Annotated in this window: 25 protein-coding genes and 2 pseudogenes; 14 read left to right on the forward strand and 13 right to left on the reverse strand. The window is 71.4% G+C overall.

The features are described from left to right. Positions 1 to 48: 48 nt before the first annotated feature. Entirely contained in the window at positions 49 to 975 is a 927-nt protein-coding gene (locus KUM03_RS09630) for a LysR family transcriptional regulator (RefSeq protein WP_217246612.1), read from the forward strand. Between the two features lie 24 nt (positions 976 to 999). Here the strand turns inward: KUM03_RS09630 and KUM03_RS09635 are convergent, their stop codons facing one another. Further along, the gene (locus tag KUM03_RS09635) at positions 1,000 to 1,584 is read right to left on the reverse strand and encodes a helix-turn-helix domain-containing protein (RefSeq protein ID WP_217246613.1); all 585 of its coding nucleotides are present in this window, start codon (positions 1,582 to 1,584) and stop codon (positions 1,000 to 1,002) included. Positions 1,585 to 1,679: 95 nt separating this feature from the next. Here KUM03_RS09635 and KUM03_RS09640 point away from each other — a divergent pair, with 95 nt between their 5' ends. Further along, positions 1,680 to 2,306, forward strand: a complete 627-nt coding sequence (locus KUM03_RS09640) for a bifunctional 2-polyprenyl-6-hydroxyphenol methylase/3-demethylubiquinol 3-O-methyltransferase UbiG (protein ID WP_217246614.1) — start codon at positions 1,680 to 1,682, stop codon at positions 2,304 to 2,306. Between the two features lie 38 nt (positions 2,307 to 2,344). Then, complete coding sequence (locus KUM03_RS09645; RefSeq protein WP_217246615.1) at positions 2,345 to 2,845, forward strand: DinB family protein; 501 nt, start codon at positions 2,345 to 2,347, stop codon at positions 2,843 to 2,845. A gap of 52 nt (positions 2,846 to 2,897) precedes the next feature. On the opposite strand, the gene KUM03_RS09650 is transcribed toward KUM03_RS09645, so the two are convergent. Together KUM03_RS09650 and KUM03_RS09655 are read right to left on the reverse strand one after the other, a co-directional pair. Further along, a complete protein-coding gene (locus KUM03_RS09650; RefSeq protein ID WP_217246616.1) occupies positions 2,898 to 3,641 on the reverse strand; it encodes an ABC transporter permease in 744 nt (247 codons plus the stop codon). Then, complete coding sequence (locus tag KUM03_RS09655) at positions 3,634 to 4,599, reverse strand: ATP-binding cassette domain-containing protein (protein WP_217246617.1); 966 nt, start codon at positions 4,597 to 4,599, stop codon at positions 3,634 to 3,636. Before KUM03_RS09655 ends, KUM03_RS09650 begins: the two co-directional genes overlap by 8 nt. A gap of 89 nt (positions 4,600 to 4,688) precedes the next feature. On the opposite strand from KUM03_RS09655, the gene KUM03_RS09660 reads away from it, so the two are divergent. Further along, a complete protein-coding gene (locus KUM03_RS09660) occupies positions 4,689 to 5,498 on the forward strand; it encodes a TetR/AcrR family transcriptional regulator (RefSeq protein WP_217246618.1) in 810 nt (269 codons plus the stop codon). A gap of 218 nt (positions 5,499 to 5,716) precedes the next feature. Continuing rightward, positions 5,717 to 6,502 carry a metalloregulator ArsR/SmtB family transcription factor gene (locus KUM03_RS09665; protein ID WP_217246619.1) on the forward strand — a complete coding sequence of 262 codons (786 nt, stop codon included), beginning with the start codon at positions 5,717 to 5,719 and terminating at the stop codon, positions 6,500 to 6,502. Positions 6,503 to 6,814: 312 nt separating this feature from the next. On the opposite strand, the gene KUM03_RS09670 is transcribed toward KUM03_RS09665, so the two are convergent. Both KUM03_RS09670 and KUM03_RS09675 read right to left on the reverse strand, forming a co-directional pair. Beyond that, complete coding sequence (locus KUM03_RS09670) at positions 6,815 to 8,407, reverse strand: MFS transporter (RefSeq protein ID WP_217246620.1); 1,593 nt, start codon at positions 8,405 to 8,407, stop codon at positions 6,815 to 6,817. A 127-nt stretch (positions 8,408 to 8,534) separates the two neighbouring features. Continuing rightward, positions 8,535 to 9,548, reverse strand: a complete 1,014-nt coding sequence (locus KUM03_RS09675) for an NAD(P)/FAD-dependent oxidoreductase (RefSeq protein WP_217246621.1) — start codon at positions 9,546 to 9,548, stop codon at positions 8,535 to 8,537. Between the two features lie 97 nt (positions 9,549 to 9,645). On the opposite strand from KUM03_RS09675, the gene KUM03_RS09680 reads away from it, so the two are divergent. The 3 genes and pseudogenes from KUM03_RS09680 to KUM03_RS38185 all read left to right on the forward strand — a co-directional run. Continuing rightward, the gene (locus KUM03_RS09680; RefSeq protein ID WP_217246622.1) at positions 9,646 to 10,236 is read left to right on the forward strand and encodes a helix-turn-helix domain-containing protein; all 591 of its coding nucleotides are present in this window, start codon (positions 9,646 to 9,648) and stop codon (positions 10,234 to 10,236) included. A 127-nt stretch (positions 10,237 to 10,363) separates the two neighbouring features. Beyond that, a complete protein-coding gene (locus KUM03_RS09685; RefSeq protein WP_217246623.1) occupies positions 10,364 to 11,236 on the forward strand; it encodes a trans-aconitate 2-methyltransferase in 873 nt (290 codons plus the stop codon). Positions 11,237 to 11,348: 112 nt separating this feature from the next. Continuing rightward, a pseudogene (locus KUM03_RS38185) lies at positions 11,349 to 11,487 on the forward strand (IS5/IS1182 family transposase); the annotation flags it as partial. 4 nt (positions 11,488 to 11,491) lie between these two features. Here the strand turns inward: KUM03_RS38185 and KUM03_RS39000 are convergent. Both KUM03_RS39000 and ychF read right to left on the reverse strand, forming a co-directional pair. Beyond that, positions 11,492 to 11,712: pseudogene (locus KUM03_RS39000) on the reverse strand (DNA-binding protein); the annotation flags it as partial. A gap of 151 nt (positions 11,713 to 11,863) precedes the next feature. Continuing rightward, the gene (ychF, locus tag KUM03_RS09690; protein WP_217246625.1) at positions 11,864 to 12,952 is read right to left on the reverse strand and encodes a redox-regulated ATPase YchF; all 1,089 of its coding nucleotides are present in this window, start codon (positions 12,950 to 12,952) and stop codon (positions 11,864 to 11,866) included. 171 nt (positions 12,953 to 13,123) lie between these two features. Between ychF and KUM03_RS09695 the strand changes: the two genes are divergently transcribed. Next, on the forward strand, positions 13,124 to 13,771 hold the full coding sequence (locus tag KUM03_RS09695; RefSeq protein WP_217246626.1) for a DUF6542 domain-containing protein: 648 nt from the start codon (positions 13,124 to 13,126) through the stop codon (positions 13,769 to 13,771). Between the two features lie 30 nt (positions 13,772 to 13,801). On the opposite strand, the gene ppgK is transcribed toward KUM03_RS09695, so the two are convergent. Together ppgK and KUM03_RS09705 are read right to left on the reverse strand one after the other, a co-directional pair. Continuing rightward, the gene (gene ppgK / locus KUM03_RS09700; RefSeq protein WP_217246627.1) at positions 13,802 to 14,566 is read right to left on the reverse strand and encodes a polyphosphate--glucose phosphotransferase; all 765 of its coding nucleotides are present in this window, start codon (positions 14,564 to 14,566) and stop codon (positions 13,802 to 13,804) included. Positions 14,567 to 14,595: 29 nt separating this feature from the next. Then, positions 14,596 to 15,627 (reverse strand): 4-hydroxy-3-methylbut-2-enyl diphosphate reductase, encoded by a 1,032-nt coding sequence (locus KUM03_RS09705; RefSeq protein WP_217246628.1) that lies wholly within the window; start codon positions 15,625 to 15,627, stop codon positions 14,596 to 14,598. 128 nt (positions 15,628 to 15,755) lie between these two features. Here KUM03_RS09705 and KUM03_RS09710 point away from each other — a divergent pair, with 128 nt between their 5' ends. The 3 genes from KUM03_RS09710 to KUM03_RS09720 all read left to right on the forward strand — a co-directional run bounded on the left by KUM03_RS09710 (position 15,756) and on the right by KUM03_RS09720 (position 19,031). Beyond that, positions 15,756 to 17,159 (forward strand): APC family permease, encoded by a 1,404-nt coding sequence (locus KUM03_RS09710; RefSeq protein WP_254399064.1) that lies wholly within the window; start codon positions 15,756 to 15,758, stop codon positions 17,157 to 17,159. Positions 17,160 to 17,555: 396 nt separating this feature from the next. Further along, a complete protein-coding gene (xseA, locus tag KUM03_RS09715) occupies positions 17,556 to 18,764 on the forward strand; it encodes an exodeoxyribonuclease VII large subunit (RefSeq protein WP_217246629.1) in 1,209 nt (402 codons plus the stop codon). 9 nt (positions 18,765 to 18,773) lie between these two features. Next, entirely contained in the window at positions 18,774 to 19,031 is a 258-nt protein-coding gene (locus KUM03_RS09720; protein WP_217246630.1) for an exodeoxyribonuclease VII small subunit, read from the forward strand. A 40-nt stretch (positions 19,032 to 19,071) separates the two neighbouring features. On the opposite strand, the gene KUM03_RS09725 is transcribed toward KUM03_RS09720, so the two are convergent. Beyond that, the gene (locus KUM03_RS09725) at positions 19,072 to 19,290 is read right to left on the reverse strand and encodes a DUF4287 domain-containing protein (protein WP_217246631.1); all 219 of its coding nucleotides are present in this window, start codon (positions 19,288 to 19,290) and stop codon (positions 19,072 to 19,074) included. A 220-nt stretch (positions 19,291 to 19,510) separates the two neighbouring features. Here KUM03_RS09725 and KUM03_RS09730 point away from each other — a divergent pair, with 220 nt between their 5' ends. Continuing rightward, positions 19,511 to 20,101 carry a malonic semialdehyde reductase gene (locus KUM03_RS09730; RefSeq protein WP_217246632.1) on the forward strand — a complete coding sequence of 197 codons (591 nt, stop codon included), beginning with the start codon at positions 19,511 to 19,513 and terminating at the stop codon, positions 20,099 to 20,101. A gap of 90 nt (positions 20,102 to 20,191) precedes the next feature. On the opposite strand, the gene KUM03_RS09735 is transcribed toward KUM03_RS09730, so the two are convergent. Beyond that, positions 20,192 to 20,728: a DUF4245 domain-containing protein gene (locus KUM03_RS09735; protein WP_217246633.1), complete on the reverse strand. Its 537-nt coding sequence runs from the start codon at positions 20,726 to 20,728 to the stop codon at positions 20,192 to 20,194. A 125-nt stretch (positions 20,729 to 20,853) separates the two neighbouring features. On the opposite strand from KUM03_RS09735, the gene glpX reads away from it, so the two are divergent. After that, entirely contained in the window at positions 20,854 to 21,885 is a 1,032-nt protein-coding gene (gene glpX, locus KUM03_RS09740; protein ID WP_073724569.1) for a class II fructose-bisphosphatase, read from the forward strand. Positions 21,886 to 22,284: 399 nt separating this feature from the next. Here the strand turns inward: glpX and KUM03_RS09745 are convergent, their stop codons facing one another. After that, positions 22,285 to 22,662, reverse strand: a complete 378-nt coding sequence (locus KUM03_RS09745; protein WP_217246634.1) for a WhiB family transcriptional regulator — start codon at positions 22,660 to 22,662, stop codon at positions 22,285 to 22,287. Between the two features lie 103 nt (positions 22,663 to 22,765). Beyond that, positions 22,766 to 23,470 (reverse strand): DUF1707 domain-containing protein, encoded by a 705-nt coding sequence (locus KUM03_RS09750; RefSeq protein WP_217246635.1) that lies wholly within the window; start codon positions 23,468 to 23,470, stop codon positions 22,766 to 22,768. Between the last annotated feature and the right edge of the window lie 166 nt (positions 23,471 to 23,636).

Below are 23,636 nucleotides of genomic sequence, written 5' to 3' on the forward strand. Positions count from 1 at the left end.
CCGACAAGCGGGTTGATGGTCCAAGACCCGCGGTGATAGCCAGTGGTTATGACGACGACGGACGTGCACGTACGGGAGTTGCGATACTTCGTCGCGGTGGCCGAGGAGCTGCACTTCACGCGGGCGGCCGAGCGGCTGTACGTGTCCCAGCCCGCGCTGAGCAAGCAGGTCCGGGCGCTGGAACGGCAGTTGGGCACCGAGCTGTTCCGGCGTGGGCCGCGGGGCGTGACGCTCACCGAGGCGGGCGCGGCACTGCTGCCGCACGCCCGTCAGGTGCTCGCCGAGTGGGCCTCGGGCGCGGCGGCTCTGGACGCCGTGCTGGCTGCGCGGCACGGCACGCTGACCGTCGGCATGAGCACCAGCCCCGGGCGCGGAGGCCTGCTGCCCGCGATCCGCTCCCGCTTCACGGCCGCCCACCCGGACGCGGTCGTCCGGCTGCGGCAGATGAGCTGGGAGGACCCGACAGCGGGGCTGGCCAACGGCACCTCCGACCTCGCCTACGTGTGGCTCCCGCTGCCCGGGGCCGACCGCTACGCGTGGACCGTGGTCGCCGAGGAACCCCGCCTGGTCGCCCTCCCCGACACCCACCCCCTGGCCTCGCGCCCGGAGGTCGACTTCGCCGACCTGGCCGACGAGCCGTTCCTCGCCCTGCCGCCGGAGGCGGGCGTCCTGCGCGACTTCTGGCTGGCGCTGGACGAACGGCGCGCACTGGGCGGCCCCGCGGCGGGCCCACCGCGCGTCGGCGCGGAGATCGCCGGTACGGAGGAGACGTACGAGGCCCTCGTCGCCGGCCTCGGCATCTGCTTCGTGGCCACGGGCAACGCCCCGCTGATCACCCTGGGCGGCGTGACCACGCGTCCGGTCCGCGGCCTGAGCCCCAGCCGCTACGCCCTGGCCTGGCGCCGGGAGGACGCGGGGCGGGCGCTGGTGCGGGGGTACGCGGAGGCGTGCCGGCGGGTGGCGGGGCGGGAGTGACGCCCGTTCCAGGACGCCCGCCGGTCAACCGCTGCGCACATGCGCCCGTACCCCTTGCAGCCCGAAGAGGACGAGCAGTTCGACCGCGCCGCCGTCGACGCTGCCCAGCCAGTGCGGCAGGGACGTGTCGAACTCGGCCGCCTCACCGGGCGACAGGGCCAGATCGCGCTCCCCGACCAGCAACCGCAGCCGGCCGCTGAGCACGTACAGCCATTCGAAGCCCTCGTGGGTCTGCGGTGTCGGTTCGAGCGCTGCCGGGCGACTCGGGATGATCATCTTGAAGGCCTGCGTGCCGCCCGGCCGCCGGGACAACGGCACGAAGACCATCCCGAACCGCCGGATCGGCTTCAGGTGGATCCGGGGGTCGCCCGTGCGCGGGGCGCCGACGAGGTCGTCCAGCGGGACGTCGTAGATCCTGGCGAGCGGCAGCAGCAGTTCCAGGGTGGCCCGGCGCTGTCCGCTCTCCAGCCGGGACAGGGTGCTCTCGGACACCCCGGTCGCCGCCGAGAGGTGGGCGAGGGTGATGCCCCGCTCGCGGCGCAGCGCGCGCAGGCGCGGGCCCACGGCGTCGAGTACGTCGAGTACGTCGTCCGTTCCGGCGTCGCCCATGGGGTCAGCTTGCCACAACGGCAAGTTCGCGTGCCGGGTTCCGTCGCGGGTGGTGAGACTGGCCGCGTCACCTCCTCCCGACCGAAGGAGTTCCCATGAGCACCACGGACGCGGTCGCCTTCTGGGACGGCCTGTACGCGGCCCGCCCGGCGGCCACCGAGCCCAGCCCCAACGCCCGCCTCACCGAGACGGTCGCGGAACTGCCGCCCGGCGACGTGCTGGACCTCGGCTGCGGCGACGGCGGCGACGCGCTGTGGCTCGCCCGCCGCGGCTGGCGCGTCACCGCCGTCGACATCTCGCCGGTGGCGGCCGAGCGGCTGGCCGGGCGGGCCCGCGCACAGGGTCTCGGCGACCTGATCGACGCCGCACCGCACGACCTGCGCGCCTCCTTCCCCGAGGGCCGCTTCGACCTGATCTGCGCGCACTACCTCCACACTCCCTTCGACCTGGACCGGGCGGCGGTCCTGCGCACGGCCGCGCACGCGCTGCGCCCCGGCGGGCGGCTGCTGGTCGTCGACCACGGCTCGACCGCGCCGTGGTCGTGGGACCAGGACCCGGCCGCCCGGTACCCCACCCCGCGGGAGGTCGCGGCGGACCTCGGTCTCGACCCGGCGACGTGGCCGGTCGAGCGGGCGGACGCATCGCGCCGGACCGGGACCGGCCCGGGCGGACGCACCGCGGAGGTCGTCGACCACGTCCTGATCGTCCGCCGCGACGGCTGACGCGTACGCCCCCGCCCCCGCCCCGCAAGGAGGCCACCATGCCCAGCACCCCCCGTCGCACCCACCGCCGGGACACCCCTCCGCCCCGCACCGGAAGCAGCGAGGCCGAGACCCTGCGCGGGTTCCTCGACTACCTCCGGAACTCGATCGCCGCCAAGGTCGACGGCGCCCCGGAACCGCGAGTCCGCACGGCCGCGGTGCCGTCCGGCACGAATCTGCTCGGACTGCTCAACCACCTGACCCACGTCGAGCGCGCGGTCTTCCTAGGGGAGGAAGTGCGGGACTGGCCGGTGACGTTCCGCGCGGCGCCGGAGGACACCGTGGCCGAGGTCGTCGCCCGCTACCGGGAGGCCGTCGAGCACGCGAACCGGGCACTCGACACGTGCACCGACCTCGGCGCACCGCTCCCCCGCCCCCGCCCGGACCGGCCCGCCCCCAGCGTCCGCTGGGCCCTCACCCACCTGATCGAGGAGACCGCCCGCCACGCCGGCCACGCGGACATCCTGCGCGAGCTGATCGACGGTTCGACGGGACGCTGACTTGGCGACCACGGCGCGACACCCGCGTCACCAACCTGTCCGGACAGCACATCTAATGCGTACCGCGCCGGAACAGAACCCCGGCCGCCGCCACCGACACCGCCGTGATCCCCGCGCACCACGCCAGCGCCAGCCACGGGTCGTCGCCCACTCGCTGGCCGAGGAGCAGACCACGCATGGACTCGATCACCGGTGTCAGCGGCTGGTGTTCGGCGAAGCCGCGGAGCCAGGACGGCATCGTGTCGATCTGCACGAAGCCGCTGGACGGATACGGCAGGAAGGCGATGAAGAAGGTGAATCCCCCTGCCGCCTCCGGGGACTTGGCGATCAGGCCCACCCCCGCCGACAGCCACGACAGCGCGACGATGTAGCAGACCAGCACCCCGATCGCCGCGAGCCACCCGGCCGCCGACGCCTGCGGGCGGAAGCCGATCGCGGCGGCCACGCCGAAGACGACGGCGGTGGCGGCGAGATTGCGGACCACCGAGGCCGCAACATGTCCGGCCAGGATCGCCGTACCGCCGACGTCCATGGACCGGAAGCGGTCGATGATCCCGCCCCGCATGTCGTTCGCGACGCTCATCGCGGTGTTGCCGGCGCCGAAGCCGGCACAGAGCACGAGCACGCCCGGGACCACGTACTGCACGTACTTCCCGCCGGTCTCGATCGCCCCGCCGAAGAAGAAGACGAAGACCAGCATCAGCATCACCGGCATCGCGAGCGCGGTGATCAGCGCGTCGGGCGTACGGGCGCTGAGGCGGACGGAGCGGCCGGTCATGGTGAGGGCGTCAGACATGGGCGGGCTCCTCGGTTTCGTCGTGGTGCGTGCTGCCCGTGAGGGCCATGAAGACGTCGTCGAGGGTGGTGCCGTGGACCGCGAAGCGGGTGACGAGGCGGCGTTCCGGGTCGACGGCGTCGAGGAGTTCGCGCACGTGGTCGGCGCGACCGCTGGTGGACACCCCGAGCCGCAGGCCGTCCGGATCGCGCCGCACGACGAGGTCGCCGAGCAACCGCTCGGCGGTTGCGTACGCCTCGGGGCCGGCGAAGGTCAGATCCAGCCGCTCGCCCGCCACTCGTCGCTTCAGCTCCTCGGCCGTGCCCTCGGCGACGATCAGTCCGCCGTCGATCAGCGCGATCCGGTCGGCGAGGCGGTCGGCCTCCTCCAGGTACTGCGTGGTGAGGAGGACCGTCACCCCGGAGTCCGCCAGCCCGGCGACCAGCTCCCACACCTCCTGCCGGCTGCGTGGGTCGAGCCCGGTGGTCGGCTCGTCGAGGAAGACGACGGCCGGCTCGCCGACGAGCGAGGCGGCCAGGTCGAGGCGCCGTCGCATGCCTCCGGAGTACGTGCCCACGCGCCGGTGCGCGGCGTCGGTGAGCCGGAAACGGGTGAGCAGCTCGTCGGCGCGGACGCGGGCGGCGGCGCCCGGAAGTCCGGTGAGCCGCGCCGTCATGCGGAGGTTCTCGGCGCCGGTGAGCTCCTGGTCCAGGGCGGCGTACTGGCCGGTGAGGCTGATCGTCCGGCGGACCGCGGACCGCTCGGCGACGATGTCCCGCCCGGCGATGCGGGCCTCGCCGGCGTCGGCGGCGATGAGGGTGGCGAGGATCCGGACGGTGGTGGTCTTGCCGGCGCCGTTGGGCCCGAGCAGGGCGAAGACGGTGCCGGGGGCGATGGCGAGGTCGATGCCGCGCAGGACGCGGACGTCTCCGTAGGACTTGGCGAGACCGCGGGCCTCGATGGCGGGTGGGCTCTCCACGCTGACTCCTTGCCGACTTTTCTGCGTATGCCATACACGCTACTGCGTAGACCATACACGGAACTGCGTATGACATAAACTCGCCTGCCATGGAGAGCAAGACCCCGGACCCCTTCCCCGCCGGCCTCGAGGTCGCCTGGGGCCTGCGCGACCGCCCGCACAAGGGTCCGAAGCGCGGCCTGACCCTGGACGGCATCGTGACGGTGGCGATCGCGGTCGCGGACGCCGAGGGCATCGAGGCGGTGTCGATGAGCCGGGTGGCCAAGGAGCTCGGCGCCTCGACGATGGCGCTGTACCGGTACGTGTCGACCAAGGACGAGCTCGTCATGCTGATGGTCGACGCGGCGATCGGCCCGCCGGCGCCGCTGCCGGAGGCCGCCGGGGGCGACTGGCGGGCAGGGCTGGAACACTGGGCGGCGGCGATGCGCGACTGCCTGCTCACGCACCTGTGGGCGGTCCCGCTGGTGGCGGCACACGGACCGCCGGTGACGCCGAACCAGCTGGCCTGGCTGGACCAGTGCCTGGCAGTGCTCGCAGACACGCGCCTCGGCCACGGCGAGAAGATCGCGGTGTCGCTGCTGATCAGCGGCCAGGTGCGGAGCGAGCTGACCATCCTGTCGCTGCTGCACCAGGACCCGGAGGGGTCGGCGCGACGGATGGCTGGCTACGGGAAGTTCCTGCGCCGGGTGACGGAGAGCGGTCGGCTTCCGGCACTGCGCGAGGCGGTGACGGACGGCGCCTTCGACGACTTGGACGCGGATACGGCGCCTACGGCCGACGACTTCGACGACTTCGCCTTCGGGCTCGCGCGGGCGCTGGACGGGGTGGCGGCGTACCTGGGGGAGGGAGGGGGGTGCGGTCTCCCCGGGGGCAGCCCGCCCCCGTCCAGGCGCACCTGAGGGAAGGGCCCGACTCCGAAGAGTCGGGCCCTTTCCGAACTGTGCGTTCGCCAGATCGCGGCGTTGAGGGCGACCGTGTGCCGAAGGACCGGATCGGGACCCTTCGCGGCACCCCCCAACCCTTCGTGGCGCGCTTCCCGCTCTTTCCTGGGACGCACTCTCGTCGATTGACATGCAACTAAATGGTTGCCATTCTGGTGCCGAGGGGGTTGGATGGCATGGACGAGGTGTTCAAAGCACTCGCGGACGCGAGCCGAAGAAGACTGCTGGACCGGCTGAACGAGCGGGACGGGCAGAGTCTGCGCGAGCTGTGCGCCGGGCTGGAGATGACCAGACAGGCCGTTTCCAAGCATCTGGCGGTGCTGCAGGGAGCGGGCCTGGTCACGTCGGTCCCGCGCGGCCGAGAGCGGCTGCACTACCTCAATCCCGTGCCCATCCACGACATTGCCGACCGCTGGATCGGCCAGTACGAGCGGGGCCGGATGGCAGCGCTCAGCAATCTGAAGCACGCCCTGGAAGGAACGGCGATGACCAAGCCCGAGTACGTCTACACGATCTACATCCACACCACGCCCGAGAAGCTCTGGCAAGGGCTGACCAGCCCGGAGTTCCTGAAGCAGTACCACGGCGGCTACGCGCCGTCCTCCGACTGGCAGCTCGGCTCCAAGGTGCTCTGGCCGGTCGAGGACGGCGGCGAGCCGCAGGACCTCGGCCAGGTCGTCACCGAGTCGGAGCCCGGCAAGCGGCTCGCGTACACCTGGCACACGCTGCAGCCGATGCACCAGGAGATGTTCGGCATGAGCGACGCGGAGTTCACCGAAGCGGCCAAGGAGCGTTCGAAGGTCGCCTTCGACATCGAGCCCGCCGAGGAGCCGGAGATGGGCGTGAAGCTGACCATCACCCACGACGGCTTCGCCTCGGCCGACTCCAAGATGCTCGAGGGCGTCAGCGGCGGCTGGACCGCGATGCTGTCCGAGCTCAAGACGATCCTCGAAAAGGACTGACCTTTTCGGTGGGCCACCGCAGATCTCGGTCTGCGGTGCCCCATGTGCGGGTGCTCCGTGGAACGGCGCGCGGCGCCTGCGGCACTCCGGTCGCGGCCGGCGTGCCGCGGGCTGAAAGCAAGGGGCCTGCCCGGATCCCGCACGGGCGGGGACGTCCTCGCGCTCGTGTCCATACGATCGCGGGCGCCGACGGTTGAGCTCGGGCGGGTCCTGGCCAGGGCGTGCGGGCCAGGTGCACCGACCAGGAGCGTTGTTGACGGTCGACGGGGGTCTGTCTCTTGTGTTTCCGGCCGCGGCACGGCTCTTGTGCGGTCAGCCGACGGCGACGGCCTCAGTGGGATCCGTCTCGTCCGCGACCGCGGAGGACGTGTACTCGGGGCCGCGGAGGGCGATGTAGACCAACAGGGCGCCCATGATGACGGCGCCCGCCCACATGGCCTGCTGCCAGCCGTCGACGAAGGACTGCTGTGCCGCGTGGATCAGGTCCGGTGCGTGCGGTCCGGTGCTGCCCGCCACCTCGATGGCGTTGGCGACGCCTTCCCGGGCGGTGTCCGCAGGGCCCTGGGGGATGCCGTGCAGCCTGTCGTCGATGGCGTTGCGGTAGCCGGCGGACACGAGTGCGCCGAGCAGGGCGACGCCGAGTGCGGTGCCGAACTCGCGGGTGACGTCGTTGAGGGCGGAGGCGACGCCCTGCTTCTCGCGCGGCAGGGAGGCGGTGATGACCTCCGTGGACGGGGTCATCGACAGTCCCATGCCCACGCCCATGGCGATCAGGCCGGGCAGGACGGACAGGTAGCCGCCGCCGACAGATACGAACAGCGCCATGAGCGCCATGCCGATACCGGCCAGTGCGATGCCCACCACCATGGTCGAGCGGGTGCCGACCGCCGAGGTCAGCTTGGGGGACAGGCCGGCGGCCATCATCATCGCGACGGCCATGGGCATCATCGCGACCGTGGACAGCAGTCCCGACCATCCGAGTACGGCCTGGAAGAATGGGAAGAGGACGACACCGATGCCCGCCTGGACACCGAAGACCACCAGCAGCGTGATCGAGCCGCCCGACAGTCCCCGCTCCCGGAACAGCCGCACGTCCAGCAGGGAGGCGTCGCGGCGGCGCAGCTCCCAGACCACGAACGCGACCGCGGCGACAAGTCCGGCAGTCAGGCTGATCAATGTCACGGGTGCGGCCCAGCCACGTTCGGGCCCTTCCTGCAGGACGAAGATGAGGCCGGTCACGGCGATTGCGGAGAGCAGGGCGCCGGCGGTGTCGAATCGGTGGGCCGAGGTCTCACGGGAGTTGGGAACCGACTTGAGCGTCATGGCCAGGGCCACGAGGGTCAGGACCGCCGGCAGGGCGAACAGCCAGCGCCAGTCGGCGACGTCAACGAGGAGCGCGGAGAGGAACATGCCCAGGATGCCACCGCCTCCGGCGATACCGGTCCACACACCGATCGCCTTGCCCCGCTGCTCCTCGGGGAAGGTGGAGGTGATGACGGCAAGCGTGATCGGCATGATCATGGCGGCACCGATGCCGCTGACCACGCGGGCGGCGAGCATCACTTCGGCCGTCGGGGCCAGGCCCGCGAGCACGGTGGCGACGCCGAAGACCCCCAGGCCGGCGATGAGCATGGGCTTACGGCCCAGGCGGTCGCCCAGGGCCCCGAGCGGCAGCAGCAGCGCGGCCAGGGCGAGGGTGTAGATGTTGATGATCCACAGGACCGTGCTCTGGGAGGCGCCGAATTCCACGGCCATGTGGGTCTGCGCGACGTTCAGCCCGGTGACCGAGGCGATGACCGCCATCAGGGCGACGGACACGGTGATCAGGATCATGCGCAGCGTACGCGCGTTCAGGGCACCCCGGTCACTGGCCTGCGCGGCCGGTACGGGCTCGTTCGTACTCATGGATTCCTCTCAAAAGGGCATGCCGACTCAGCGCCTGAGCAGGACCGGGCGCCGGACGAAGGGGATGGGCGGTTCCCGGACCGCCGCACGCACACAGGACGTGCAACGGCCGGTGCCGCGCCGGATGTCAGAGGTCGGGAGTCTCGCCCGGGGCTGAGGCGAGGGCCGCGTCGGTGTCCGCGGTGGCCAGCACGCTGTTGATGTGGGCGCCGGCCAGGGCGCCGGCCGCCGCGGAGGCGCCGACCTGAGCGGCGAGGTCGGTGGCGTTGCCCGCCACCCACACGCCCGGCACCTCGGTAGTACCGGCCATGCCGGAGACGAAGCCGCGGCCCATGTTGTCGGGCAGGTCCTGCACCGGCAGTTTCAGACCGTCCAGACCCTCGGTACGGGCCTCCATCCGGGTGGCGACCGCGAGGACGCGGCGGGCTACGAACTGCCCGTCGGCCAGGCGCACTCCGGCGAGGGTGCCGTCCTCGTTGTCGACGACCCCCTGTACCGGGGTGTCGACGATGCGGATGCCCCGGGCTGCGAACCGGGAATGGGTGGTCTCGTCCAGGTCGGTGCCCTGGGTGAAGAAGGTCAGATCCTCGGTCAGCTGCCGGAACAGGAATGCGTGGGCGACGGAGGCCGGGCCGGTGGCGAGGATGCCGATGGGCTCATCGCGCACCTCCCAGCCGTGGCAGTACGGGCAGTGCACCACGCCGTGGCCCCAGTGTTCGGCGAGGCCGGGGATGTCGGGCAGCACATCCTTGAGGCCGGTGGCCACCAGGACCCGGCGCGCGCTCAGGCTCCGTCCGTCGGTCAGGGTGATGGTGAACCGCAGATCCCCGTCCGACGACGGCGCGGCGGGATCGGCCGAGGCCACCTCACCGAAGGTGACGCGCCCTCCATACTGGCGCACTTGCTCCCGGCCTCGCTGAAGGATCTCGGGCGGCGGGGTGCCGTCCAGGACGATGAAGCCGTGCATGGCCTCGGCGGGCGCGTTGCGCGGGGAGCCGCTGTCGATCACGACGACCGAGCGGCGGGAGCGGGCGAGCATCAGCGCACCGGTCAGCCCTGCGGCACCCCCGCCGATCACCACCGCATCGACGGTCCCATCGGGCAGGGTGTCGCTCGCGTACGGAGAAGTCGTCACAGCCATGGCTTCCTGCCTTTCCTCGTGCACCGGTCCCAGACCTTGCGGACCACCTGCACACGACGTTAAGCCGAGTTTGCCGTGAAGGCATACACTGTTGCTCATGACGCAAGAAGATGGCGATCTGGACAGCCTCGTACGCAAACGCATCCGCGCCTTGCGGGTGGCGCAGGGCTGGTCACTGGAGGAACTGGCCTCCCGCGCCCACCTCAGCCAGTCCTCACTGAGCCGCATCGAGAACGGCCAGCGCCGCCTCGCGCTGGATCAGCTGGTCACCCTCGCCCGCGCCCTGGACACCACGCTCGATCAGCTCGTGGAGACCGCCACCGACGACGTCGTCGCCAGCCCGACGATCGACAGCGCCCACGGCCGGATGCGCTGGACCATCAAGGCCGACCCCGGGATGAGCGTGGTGCGCCAGCGCATGACCGAACCGCCCCCCGAGAACCCGGCGCGCATGCGCGCCCACCCTGGGCGCGAATGGCTCGTCGTCCTGTCCGGCGCGGCGATCCTGATGCTCGGCCACCGCCGCTTCCGCCTTGAGACCCATCAGGCCGCCGAGTTCCCCACGATGATGCCCCACGCGATCGGCGCAGACGGCGGGCCCTGCGAGATCCTGGGCATCTTCGATCGCGACGCCCGCCGCGGCCACCAGCGCGACAGCGGCGACGACACCCAGGGCACTCCCGAGTGACAGTGCGGCCGCGCGACGGCCTTCCCTGGCGGTGACCTCTTGCGCATCGAGCAGCACCCCCGGCCATCATCTTGCGCAAACCGGGACACTTCCTGCCGCAGACGCAATCTGTCTTACTCTGAGGAGCATGAACCACGCACACCCCCACACCCCCCACCACGACGCTTCGCACCGTCACCACCCCGAGCGCGCGACGGACGGCCAGGCGGAGATCCTCGACCTGGACGCCGAGATCCTCGCCGAACACACCGCCTCCATCACCGCTTGGCTGCCGCTGCCGACCGCCCCGCAGCACATCGTCGACCTGGGCTCCGGCACCGGCGCGGGCACATTCGCCCTCCTCGACCGCTTCCCCGACGCGCACGTCACCGCCGTCGACGCCTCCGCCGAACACCTTCAGCGCCTACGCACCAAGGCGTGCACCCGCGGCGTCCAGGAGCGTGTGTACACGGTGCAGGCCGACCTCGATGAAGCGGCCTGGCCCGACCTCGGCTCACCGGACCTGGTCTGGGCGTCGGCCTCGATGCACCACATGGCCCACCCCGACCGCGCTCTGCGCAACGTTCACCGCACACTCGCGCCCGGCGGCCTGTTCGCCGTCGTCGAACTGGCCGGCCACCCCCGCTTCCTGCCCGAAAACGCTCCCGAGGGCCGACCTGGCCTGGAAGAGCGCGTCCACGCCGCAGCCGACCGCCGCCAAGACGAACACATGCCCCACCGCGGCGCCGACTGGGGGCCGATCCTGACCGCCGCCGGATTCACCGTCGAGGGCGAACGCACCATCACCGTGAACCTCGAAGGCTCGCGCAGCGAACCGATCGGCCGCTACGCCATCAGCGTCCTGCAGCGCATCCGCAGCGTCATCGCCGACAGGCTCTCCCTCGAGGACCTCACCGCGCTCGACCAGCTCCTCGACACCAGCAGCCCACGCAGCATCCTGCGCCGCGATGACCTGACGCTACGCACCGAGCGCACCGTCTGGGCCGCCCGCCGCATCTGACCACGGACGGTTCCACTCGCCAGGGCGGGCCTGACTCCAAGCCTGCGGACGGTGATGGGCCGGGCGCGCAACAACCCCGAAGACACGATCTCCGTCCCGCTGGTCGGACACACTGGCCACGTCCCGAGCACCCGTCGAACGAGGCATGGCACGACTCAAGTCCTGGCAAAACTCCCGGAGATCGCGATGCAGCCCGAATCGCATGACGTCAATCGCCAAAGCCGTCCTCACCCCTGGAGAGGCAACGCTGAAATGCTCACTGATCAAACGTCGAAAGGCAGAAGCCGGACCAGGGGACCCGGCATTCATCAGCAACTTTGAGGCAGCCCTCGCCCGGAAAGCACCCAGTTCAGGCGGGGCATGTTCGTACGGGCATGGACGGCTTCGATGATGGTGAGTGAACTGATCACGACGTCCATGCCGCGCGAGCGTGCCTCAGCGATCAGAGCCACCACCTGCTCGTCGTCAATGAGCAGCTTCGAGAGTCCTTCGCCGTCGCAGCACGGGCATCCCCATCCCACCCAAACACCATCCCAGCACGGGAAAAGCGAAGGGCCCGACTCCGAAGAATCGGGCCCACTCTGACCTGAATGTTTGCCAGGTTGCGACGTGGTGATATATCAGCCGCTACACATTGAAGCGGAACTCCACCACGTCCCCGTCCCGCATCACGTAGTCCTTGCCCTCCATGCGCGCCTTGCCCTTCGCGCGGGCCTCGGCGACCGAGCCCGTTTCGACCAGGTCGTCGAAGGAGATGACCTCGGCCTTGATGAAGCCCTTCTGGAAGTCGGTGTGGATGACGCCGGCGGCCTCGGGGGCGGTGGCGTCCTTCTTGATGGTCCAGGCGCGGGATTCCTTGGGGCCGGCCGTCAGGTAGGTCTGCAGGCCGAGGGTGCGGAAGCCGACGTGGGCGAGAGTGGCGAGGCCGGGCTCGTCCTGGCCGACGGACTGGAGGAGTTCGAGGGCCTCGTCCTCGTCCAGCTCGGCGAGGTCCGCCTCGAGCTTGGCGTTGAGGAAGATCGCCTCGGCGGGGGCGACCAGGGCGCGCTGCTCGTCCTTGAAGGCTTCGTCGGTCAGCTCGTCCTCGTCGACGTTGAAGACGTAGAGGAACGGCTTCGTCGTGAGGAGGTGCAGGTCGTGGAGGAGCTCGTTGCGCTCGGTGCCCTGGACGATGCCGTGGGCGAAGAGCGTGTCGCCCTTCTCCAGGATCTCCTTGGCCTCCTCGACCGCCTTCACCTTCGGCGCGACGTCCTTCTTGATGCGCGACTCCTTCTGGAGGCGCGGGAGGACCTTCTCGATGGTCTGGAGGTCGGCGAGGATCAGCTCGGTGTTGATCGTCTCGATGTCGTCCTTGGGCGAGACCTTGCCGTCGACGTGGACGACGTTCTCGTCCTTGAAGGCGCGGATGACCTGGCAGATCGCGTCGGACTCGCGGATGTTGGCCAGGAACTTGTTGCCCAGGCCCTCGCCCTCGCTCGCGCCGCGCACGATGCCCGCGATGTCGACGAAGTCGACGGTGGCCGGGAGGACCTTCTCGGAGGAGAAGATCTCGGCCAGCTTCGCCAGGCGGGGGTCGGGGACGCCGACCACGCCGACGTTGGGCTCGATCGTGGCGAACGGGTAGTTGGCCGCGAGCACGTCGTTCTTGGTCAGGGCGTTGAACAGGGTCGACTTGCCGACATTCGGCAGACCGACGATTCCGATCGTGAGCGACACGTTGCGACTTCCCGTACGTGAGGATGCGGAGGGGGCGGGCCAGGCGGGCCGATCCACCAGTCTACGGGGTGGCCGGTACGGCCGGTGCGCCCTGTCGAACGCTTGGCCAAGCTCTCCCCCACGGCGTGTCTGTCGGCCTATTCGGCACATAAACCGACCTAAGTTGGTCCAGTGGAGCAACACAGGACGCGACCTGCGCAGTACGGACCGCGACGGGGCCGGGCGCCGCTGCCCCCGCAGGGGCGGGGACCGGCGGGCGGCGGACCGGCGGGCGGCGGGGTTCGCAGGCAGGCCTCCGCACGTCCGGTCCCGCCACGTCCCGCACGCCCCGCCCCGGCACGTGGACCGGCGGCGCGGCCGGCACCGAGGCCCGGTCCTCCGGTGGCGCGGGCGGTGCGGGCCCTGCGCCAGATGCCCAACCCGCGGCTGACCGGGCTGGGCAGCGGACTGTTCTGCGCGGCGGTGATGCTGGTGCTCGGGTTCCTCGACCACGCGCTGTTCGGTGCGTCCCTGACGGTGTACGGCGTGCTGTTCCTGCCGGTGTGCCTGCTCACCGCGCTCTGGGTGCGGCGGGGGGACCTGCTCACCGCGCCCGTCGTGGTGCCGATCGCCTTCGCCGTGGGACTGGTGGCCGTCACCGAGAGCGGCAAGGGGGTGGGCGGGCGGCTGATGGGCCTGGTGACCGCCCTGGCCACGGAGGCCGGCTGGCTGTACGGCGGGACCCTGGTCGCCGGATCGACGGTGCTGGTGCGCCGGGTGCGGATGCTGCGGCGGCGTCGGACCGCCGTCGCCGCCGCCCGGGGACGTACGCCCGTGTGACCGCAGAGCTACGGCGCCGGGGCTGGCGGCTCAGCCCGCGGCGGGACGGCCGGCTCCCTCCGCGGCGCGCATCGCCGCGCCCACGATCCCCGCGTTGTTCTGCAGCTCGGCGGGGACGATCTCCGCCCGGATGCCCTCGATGTGGTGCAGGAACTTGTGGGACTTGCGGCTCACTCCGCCGCCGATGATGAAGAGCCGCGGTGAGAACAGCATCTCGACGTGGGCGAGGTACTTCTGCACGCGGTGCGCCCAGTGCTCCCAGGACAGGTCGTGGTCCTCCTTGACCTTGCTGGAGGCGCGCTTCTCCGCGTCGTGGCCGTCCAGCTCCAGGTGTCCCAGCTCACTGTTGGGGACGAGGACGCCGTCGGTGAAGACGGCACTGCCGATGCCGGTGCCGAAGGTGAGCAGGACGACGGTGCCCTTGCGGCCGCGGCCGGCGCCGAAGTGCATCTCGGCGACGCCCGCCGCGTCCGCGTCGTTGACCACCGTCACGTCGAGCCCGCCCAGCCGCTCGCCGAACAGGGCCCGCGCATCGGTGTCCACCCAGCTCTTGTCGACGTTGGCCGCGGTGCGGACCGTGGCACCGTCCGTCACCACGCCCGGGAAGGTCAGCCCCACCGGCCCGGTCCAGCCGAAGTGCTCGACGACCTGCCTGACGCCGTCGGCCACGCCGTCGGGGGTCGCCGGGTGCGGGGTCAGTACCTTGCAGCGCTCCTGGGCCAGGTCGCCCCTGTCGAGGTCCACAGGGGCGCCCTTGATCCCGGATCCGCCGATGTCCACGCCGAAGATCTGCATGGCACCACGTTACGGCCTGCCACCGACAGTCACGCCCCGGCCGGACCGGAGGCGGTCGTGCCGGAGCCGCCCCGCTCCGCCACCAGGGACGCGGCCTCCTCGCGGAGGTCCCGGCGGAGCTCCTTGGGCAGCGAGAAGATGATCGACTCCTCGGCGGCCTTGACGATCTCCACGTCCTCGAAGCCGCGCCCCGACAGCCACTCCAGGACCTGCTCGACCAGCACGTCCGGGACGGAGGCGCCGGAGGTGACGCCGACCGTGGTCACGCCCTCCAGCCAGGCCTCGTCGATCTCGTCGGCGAAGTCCACCAGGTACGCCGCGCGGGAGCCCGCCTGCTTGGCGACCTCGACCAGGCGCTTGGAGTTCGAGGAGTTGCGGGAGCCGACGACGATCACCAGGTCGGCCTCGGCGCCCATCTGCTTGACCGCGAGCTGGCGGTTCTGCGTGGCGTAGCAGATGTCGTCGCTCGGCGGGGAGATGAGCTGCGGGAACTTGTCCTTGAGGGCGTCGACGGTCTCCATGGTCTCGTCGACGGAGAGGGTGGTCTGGGAGAGCCAGACGACCTTGGACGGGTCGCGGACCTCGACCTTCGCCACGTCCTCGGGGCCGTCGACGAGCTGGATGTGGTCGGGGGCCTCGCCGGAGGTGCCGATGACCTCCTCGTGGCCCTCGTGGCCGATCAGGAGGATGTCGTAGTCGTCGTTCGCGAAACGGACGGCTTCCTTGTGCACCTTGGTGACGAGCGGGCAGGTGGCGTCGATGGTGGCGAGCTGCCCGCGCTCCGCCTCCTCGTGGACGACGGGGGCCACGCCGTGCGCGGAGAACATGACGATGTTGCCCGGGGGGACCTCCTCCGTCTGCTCGACGAAGATGGCGCCCTTCTTCTCCAGGGTCTGGACGACGTACTTGTTGTGGACGATCTCGTGGCGGACGTACACCGGAGCCCCGTACTGCTCCAGGGCTTTCTCGACGGCGATCACGGCGCGGTCCACACCCGCGCAGTAGCCACGGGGGGCGGCGAGCAGGACACGGCGGCCAGGCGAAGCAGTCATGGCACCCATCGTAAGGCCGCGTTCGGCCGGTCAGAGATCGCGTGGGTGCGGGTTCGCCGGAGAGACTGACGGGGACGTGGACGGGAACGTTCCGAGGCGGAGTCCGGGGCGGAGTCCGAGGCGCTGGCGGAGGCACGATGTCCGAGACCGGTACGGCGGCCCAGGGGCCCGGTGGAGAACACCATGGGCGCCGGGAGGACCAGCAGGAACAGCAGCTGAAGCGCAGCCTGGGCTTCCGGGACCTGGTCGTCTACGGGCTGCTCTTCATCGCGCCCATGGCCCCGGTGGGCGTCTTCGGCACCCTGGACGCCAAGTCGCACGGCGCGGTGGCGCTCGTCTACGTCGTCGCCACGATCGCGATGGCGTTCACCGCGTTCAGCTACGCCCAGATGGTGCGGGTGGTCCCCCAGGCGGGGTCGGTGTTCGCGTACGCGCGCGTGGGGCTCGGGAACGGGGCCGGGTTCATCGCCGGCTGGATGGCGATGCTGGACTACGTCCTCATTCCGGCCGTAGCCTATCTCTTCTCCGGCATCGCGATGGAGGCGCTGGTCCCCGAGGTGTCGCGGTGGGTGTGGACGGCGCTCGCGGTGGTCGTCACCACCCTGCTGAACCTGTGGGGGGTCCGCGCGGCGGCGCGGGTGGGCTTCCTGGTGCTCGCCATGGAGATCGTGGTCCTTGTCGTCTTCGTGGTGGCGGCGATCGTCGTGCTCGCGCGGGACGGGGCGGCGCGCGACTGGCTGTCGCCGCTGTCCGGGGACGGCACGCAGGGGGCGTTCGCGCTGTCGGCGGTGGTGGGCGCGGTGTCGGTGGCGGTGCTGTCGTACCTGGGCTTCGACGCGATCGCGACCTTCGCGGAGGAGGTCACCGGCGGCTCGGCGAAGGTCGCGCGGGCGCTGCTGTTCTGCCTGGCGCTGGCGGGCGTGCTGTTCGTGGCGCAGACGTATCTGGTGGCGCTGCTGGAGCCGGTGTCGTCGGCGCAGCTGGCGGCGGAGCCGGAGCGGCAGGGTTCGGCGTTCTACGACGCCGTGGACGCGTCGGTCGGGACGTGGCTGCACGACCTGGTGGCGGTGAGCAAGGCGATCGGCGCGGCGTTCGCGGCGCTGGCCGGGCAGGCGGCTGCCGGGCGGCTCCTGTTCGCGATGGGCCGCGACCGGCGGCTGCCGAAGGTGCTGTCGCGGACGGATTCCGGCGTGCCGCGCGTGGCGCTGCTGGTCTCCGCGGTGATCACGATGGTGGCGGCGGTGTGGGCGGCCCGCCGGGACGACGGCCTCGACCACTTGGTCTCGGTGGTCGACGTCGGCGCGCTGACCGCGTTCACGCTGCTCCACGCGAGCGTGGTGGGCTGGTTCGTGGTCCGGCGCGGCGGGGGACCGGTGAGCTGGTGGCGCCACGCACTGGTGCCCGTGCTCGGCGCGGCGATCACCGTCGCCGTGATCGTGGAGGCGTCGGGTACGGCCCAGGTGGTGGGGGCGATCTGGCTGGTGGTGGGGTTGGCGGTACTGGCGACGCAGGCGCGCGGGAGGCGTACGGCGGGGGTGTGAGGCGGGCCGGCAGGTTCGGTGGGCGCGCGTTCGGCGGGGCGGGGCGGGAGCCCTGCGGGCGGGTGCGGCGGGCCACGCGGTCGCGCACCGCGCGGAGAGGGACGCCAGCCGAAGCGAGGCAGGCCCGCCAGACCGACAGGGCACGTCCGGCGCGGCGAGGTGAGGGACCTAAGAGCGGGCCGTGCGGTCGTGCAACGCGCGGGGAAGGGCGGCGGCCGGCAGGTGGGGCGACCGCGCGTCCCCGTGCTCCGGGTCGTGCCGTGCGGCGACCCCGGCCACGGGCCCCGAGGTGCTGCCGAGCAGGTATGGCACGGTGCGCGGGTCGGTGGCGTCCCGCCCGGCCGGGGTTGTCGTACTCGGCCGGGGTTGTCGTACCCGGCCGTTACGCTCGGGCGCATGGCTGTTAACTCGACCCCCGAAAGCCCGCTGCCCGTGGGTGAGGTGTCACGGCTGATCGGGGGCTGGATCGACCGGCTCGGCGCGGTGTGGGTCGAGGGGCAGATCACGCAGTTGTCGCGGCGGCCGGGCGCGGGAGTGGTGTTCCTGACGCTGCGTGACCCGTCGTACGACATCTCCGTGAGCGTGACCTGCTACCGGCAGGTGTTCGACGCGGTGGCGGACGTGGTCGGCGAGGGTGCGCGGGTCGTCGTGCACGCCAAGCCGGAGTGGTACGCACCGCGCGGGCAGCTGTCGCTGCGGGCGGCCGCGATCAAGCCGGTGGGGGTCGGGGAGCTGCTGGCGCGGCTGGAGCAGCTGAAGAAGGCGCTCGCGCGGGAGGGGCTGTTCGCGGCGGAGCGCAAGAAGCCGCTGCCGTTCCTGCCGCAGCTGATCGGGCTGGTGTGCGGGCGGGCCTCGGCGGCCGAGCGGGACGTCCTGGAGAACGCCCGGCACCGCTGGCCCGCCGTCCGCTTCGAGGTGCGCAACGTCCCCGTGCAGGGCGTGCACGCGGTGCAGCAGGTGGTGCAGGCGGTGAAGGAGCTGGACGCGATCGACGACGTGGACGTGATCGTCGTCGCGCGCGGTGGTGGCAGCGTGGAGGATCTGCTGCCGTTCTCCGACGAGCAGTTGGTGCGGGCGGTCGCCGCCTGCCGTACGCCGGTCGTCTCGGCGATCGGGCACGAGCCGGACAGCCCCCTGCTGGACCTGGTCGCGGACCTGCGCGCCTCCACGCCGACCGACGCCGCGAAGAAGGTCGTACCGGACGTCGGCGAGGAGTACGAGCGGGTGCGGCAGCTGCGGGACCGGGCGCGGCGGTGCGTGGCCGCGTTCGTCGACCGGGAGGAGCGGGGGCTGGCCCACGCGCTCACCCGGCCGTCGATACAGGACCCGCACCGGATGATCGACGAGCGGGCCGAGCAGGTGACGGCCCTGCTGGAGCGGGGCCGCCGCACCCTGCGGCACCACCTCGACCGGGCCGACTCCGAGCTGACGCACACGCACGCGCGCGTGGTGGCCCTTTCCCCCGCCGCGACCCTGAAGCGCGGGTACGCCGTGCTGCAGCGGGCCGACGGGCACGCCGTCCGTGACCCCGGCGAGGTGGAGCCGGGCGAGACCCTGCGCGCCCGCGTGTCCGAGGGCGATTTCTCCGTACGAGTCGATGCATAAGGTGAGTGGATGACCAGCGAGGTGGAGCAGCCGACGACCGTGTCCGAGGCGCTCGGGTACGAGCAGGCGCGGGACGAGCTGATCGAGGTCGTACGGCGGCTGGAGGCCGGCGGTACGACGCTGGAGGAGTCCCTCGCCCTGTGGGAGCGGGGCGAGGAGCTGGCGAAGGTCTGCCGCCGCTGGCTGGACGGCGCCCGCGCCCGCCTGGACGCGGCGCTGGCCGAGGAGGCGGAAGCGGAGGCGGAGGCAGACGAGGACACTCCCTAGGACAGGCCCTGGGGCCTGTCCCGGCCGCGCGGGTCGCGGCTCACTTCCCGCTGTCCTCGGCGAGTGTGTGCGCGACCAGCGCGTTGGCGTGTCCGTGGCCCAGGCCGTGCTCGGTCTTGAGCCAGGAGACGAGCTCCATGTGCTTGGTGAGCGGCGAGGAGCGGATCAGCTCCTTCCACTCTGCTACCGGGCGGCCGTACTTCTTCTCGATCGACGGGAAGTAGGAGGCGGGTCCCTTGACTGCGCCGCTGCTGGTCATGCCGATGCTCCCTCGGTGCGAGTGGTAGGTGCTTCACCCAGTACGACCGGCTCCCAGGCAGGAAGTGATCGCCGGTCGCCCGTGATCCGCGTCACTCGCCCATCAGGATTCAGACGCCCCTGTGAAGCGGATCACCGCGGACCGATTTTGGTTGAAGGTTGAACTTCTTTCGCGTAGCGTCGTCCTCGTCAACGCACGCACCCTCCGAGGAAGATCACGTATGTCTCTCGTCCTTGACCCCGCCGCCCAGGACCTGCTGTTCCGCGAGGCCCGCACCGCGAACACCTTCACCGACGAGCCGGTGACCGACGAGCAGGTGCAGGCGATCTACGACCTGGTCAAGTACGGCCCGACCGCCTTCAACCAGTCGCCGCTGCGCATCACCCTGGTCCGCTCCCCCGAGGCCCGCGAGCGCCTGGTCCAGCACATGGCCGAGGGCAACCGGCCCAAGACGGCCACCGCCCCGCTGGTCGCCATCCTGTCGGCGGACAACGAGTTCCACGACGAACTGCCGCAGCTCATGCCGCACGCTCCGCAGATCAAGGACGCCTTCTTCAGCGAGCGCCCGGTGCGCGAGGGTGCCGCGGGCCTGAACGCCGCCCTGCAGGCCGCGTACTTCATCGTCGGCGTCCGCGCCGCCGGGCTGGCCGCCGGCCCGATGACGGGGCTGGACTTCGAGGGCGTCCGCAAGGAGTTCCTGGACGACGACCACACCCCGCTGATGGTCGTCAACATCGGCCGCCCCGGCCCGGACGCCTGGTTCCCGCGCTCCCCGCGGCTGGCGTACGAGCAGGTCGTCACCACGGTCTGAGTCCGGCCCCCGGCACGGACACGACGAAGCCCCCGGTGCGCACCGGGGGCTTCGTCGTGTCCGTGCCGGGGTGCGGCGTACGGCGCCGGCTCAGGCCAGCTTCAGCGCCGCCGCCATCTTGCCCAGCTGCTCGAAGGATCCCGTGCCGGCCACGACCGTCGTCGCGCCCTTCACGCCGTCGGTGTCGTGCAGCACCAGCGCCTCGTACCGGCCGCCCGTGTACCGGGTCCACGTCCGGCCGCCGATCTCCTCGGTGGCCCCGGTCTTCCGCGCACCCTGGCTGGCCTCCTCGATGAACTCGGCCGGCTTCCGCGTCGACTGCTCGACCGCCACGTACTCACCGTCGGGGGCGTGGTAGCCCAGGTGCCAGGCGTTGTCCTCGGCGCCGCGGTAGCGGACGGAGGTCGGCTTCCACTCCTGGGACAGCCCCTCGGGCGCCGCCACCGGGTACGGTGCGGCGCGGCGCGCGGTGGTCAGCTCGACCGTGTAGTCGACCCGCTTGAGGTCGGGACCGCCGTCGTCGTCGTGCGGGATGAAGAGATACATGACCAGTCCCGCGAGAACGATGACGCCCAGGGAGAGCACCATGTCCCGGGCCGTCTTCTGCTTGCCGTTCGTACCTGCCACGCCCCTATCGTCGCAGGTCCCCGATGTGCTCATACGTGGGGTCCCCTGCTCATTTTGTCGGACTGACGATAGAGTCATGGCCACACCCTCATCCGGCCGTCGTCGTATCAGAAAGGTGCGTTCCGATGACCGAGCATCATCTGCCCTCCGAGCTGGACGTTCCCTCGGAGGCCCCCGACCGCAACCTCGCCATGGAACTGGTGCGGGTGACCGAAGCCGCGGCGATGGCCGCCGGGCGCTGGGTCGGGCGCGGAGACAAGAACGGCGCCGACGGTGCCGCGGTCCGCGCCATGCGGACCCTCGTCCACACCGTCTCGATGAACGGCGTCGTCGTCATCGGTGAGGGCGAGAAGGACGAGGCCCCGATGCTCTTCAACGGGGAGCGGGTCGGCGACGGCACCGGCGCCGAGGTGGACATCGCCGTGGACCCGATCGACGGGACCACGCTGACCGCCAACGGCATGACCAACGCCATCGCGGTGCTGGCCGCGGCCGAGCGCGGCTCCATGTTCGACCCGTCGGCCGTCTTCTACATGGACAAGCTGGTCACCGGTCCGGAGGCCGCCGACTTCGTCGACATCAACGCGCCCGTCTCCGTGAACATCCGCCGCATCGCCAAGGCCAAGCGGCGCACCCCCGAGGACGTCACCGTCGTCATCCTCGACCGGCCCCGCCACCAGGGCCTGATCAAGGAGGTCCGGGAGACCGGCGCCCGCATCAAGCTGATCTCCGACGGCGACGTGGCCGGCTCCATCCTGGCGCTGCGCGAGGGCACCGGCATCGACCTGCTGCTCGGGGTCGGCGGCACGCCGGAGGGCATCATCTCGGCGTGCGCGGTGAAGTGCCTGGGCGGCACCATCCAGGGCAAGCTGTGGCCCAAGGACGACGAGGAGCGGCAGCGCGCGATCGACGCCGGGCACGACCTGGACCGGGTGCTGACCACCGACGACCTGGTCTCCGGGGACAACGTGTTCTTCGTCGCGACCGGCATCACCGACGGCGAGCTGCTGCGCGGGGTGCGGTACCGGTCCGAGACGGCGACGACCGACTCGATCGTGATGCGGTCGAAGTCGGGGACGGTGCGGCGGATCGACTCCGAGCACCGGCTGAGCAAGCTGCGGGCGTACAGCGCGATTGATTTCGACCGGGCGAAGTGACTCCGTCGGTTTCGCGGGGCGCCCTCTGAATCGGGGGCTTCTGTCGCGGTGGCGAGTGCGGGCGCGTTGTGGCTGATCGCGCAGTTCCCCGCGCCCCTTGGTGGGTGCACCTCGCGGCGTCGGGAAGTGCGGTCGGCCGCGCCCACGCGGCGGAGCCGCAGATCAGACTCAGCCCCGCGCCCCTTGGTGGGTGCACCTCGCGGCGTCGGGAAGTACGGCCGGTCGCGCCCGCGCGGCGGAGCCGCAGATCAGACACAGCCCCGCGCCCCTTGGTGGGTGCACCTCACGGCGTCGGGAAGTACGGCCGGTCGCGCCCGCGCGGCGGAGCCGCAGACCCCGTCCCAGTGTGAAAAGGGCACCCTCTGTGCGGAGAGGGTGCCCCTTTCGTTTGCCCGAGTGTCAGCCGGCCGCCGCTATGCGGCCCGTTGTGCCGGTGGCCTTCTGCAGTTCCAGGTCGCGGCGGCGGCGGCGCGCCAGGACCACGCGGCGTTCGGCGGCGGTGAGGCCGCCCCAGACGCCGTAGGGCTCGGGCTGCAGGAGGGCGTGCTCGCGGCACTCGACCATGACCGGGCACTGGGCGCAGACCCGCTTGGCCGCCTCCTCACGGGAGAGCCTGGCCGCGGTGGGTTCCTTGGAGGGGGCGAAGAACAGTCCGGCCTCGTCGCGCCGGCACACCGCCTCGGTGTGCCAAGGAGCGTCCTGGTCCCTGTGCCGCACAGGCACCCGCTGGGCCGGAACGGCAGCTACCTGCAGGGACGAATGCGGCGGTTGCAGCACGGTCTACTCCTGACGACGGCTTCGCGAGCGAGAGACGATGCGTCAGGCTTACCCGTTGTACGCGCGCCTATGCACAGGGTTCTCAACCGGCGCGCGAGTCGCGCTACAGGTGCTTGCGCAAACGCTTCTCGACCTTGCGGTGCACCCGGTCCAGGATGTCCGCGACGAGCTTGCCCCGCTTCGGCCGGGCCTCCACGCTGCCCAGCACCGCCCAGCCGTCCACGTAGACGACGGGGGCGTCGGCCTCGGCGGAGTCGACGGCGTCGACCTCGAAGCTGCCGAGCACGCCGCCACCGGCTCCACGCAACGACACGTTCTCCGGGACCCGCACCTCGACGCTGCCGAAGACGGAGAACGCCTTGATCACGACCTGCCGGTGCTCGAAGAGCGCCTCGCTGAGGTCGATCTCCACGCTGCCGAAGACCGCGTACGCGTGGATACGGCGGCCGGCCCGCCAGCGGCCCTTGCGGACCGCGCTGCTGAAGACCGCGACCATGTTCTCGTCGGGCTCCGCCGGGACGGTGCCGGCGGTGGGGCGGTGGGGAGCCGGGGGAACACTGTGACGGCCCGCGTGCGCGGCGGGCAGGTCGCGCACGAAGACGTCCAGCTCGCCGACCGTTCTGGCGGCCAGCACGCCCTCGACGCGCTCGGCGTGCTCGTCGGCAGTCAGCCGTCCCTCGGCGAGGGCGTCGCGGAGCATGTCGGCGATGCGGTCGCGGTCGGCGTCCGAGGCGCGCATCTCGGAGACGCTCGGCGCGGTGCCGCGCGGTGCCGCGTCCTGCGTTGGGGCGTGCTTCTGTAGGTCCACGGCAACAGAGTAGCGAAACGCGATAGATCGCGACTAGCCCTGTGGACGACCCTTCTCGCGATCGACCCGGGACTTACTGAGCCTTACCTCACAGGCTCGGCGCCGCGGGCAGGTTTTACGCTGGTTGGCGCTGCCGATGGAGGCCAGCCATGTCTAGTGAGGAATG

This window comes from Streptomyces sp. AC602_WCS936 (assembly GCF_019049125.1).
Taxonomy (GTDB): domain Bacteria; phylum Actinomycetota; class Actinomycetes; order Streptomycetales; family Streptomycetaceae; genus Streptomyces.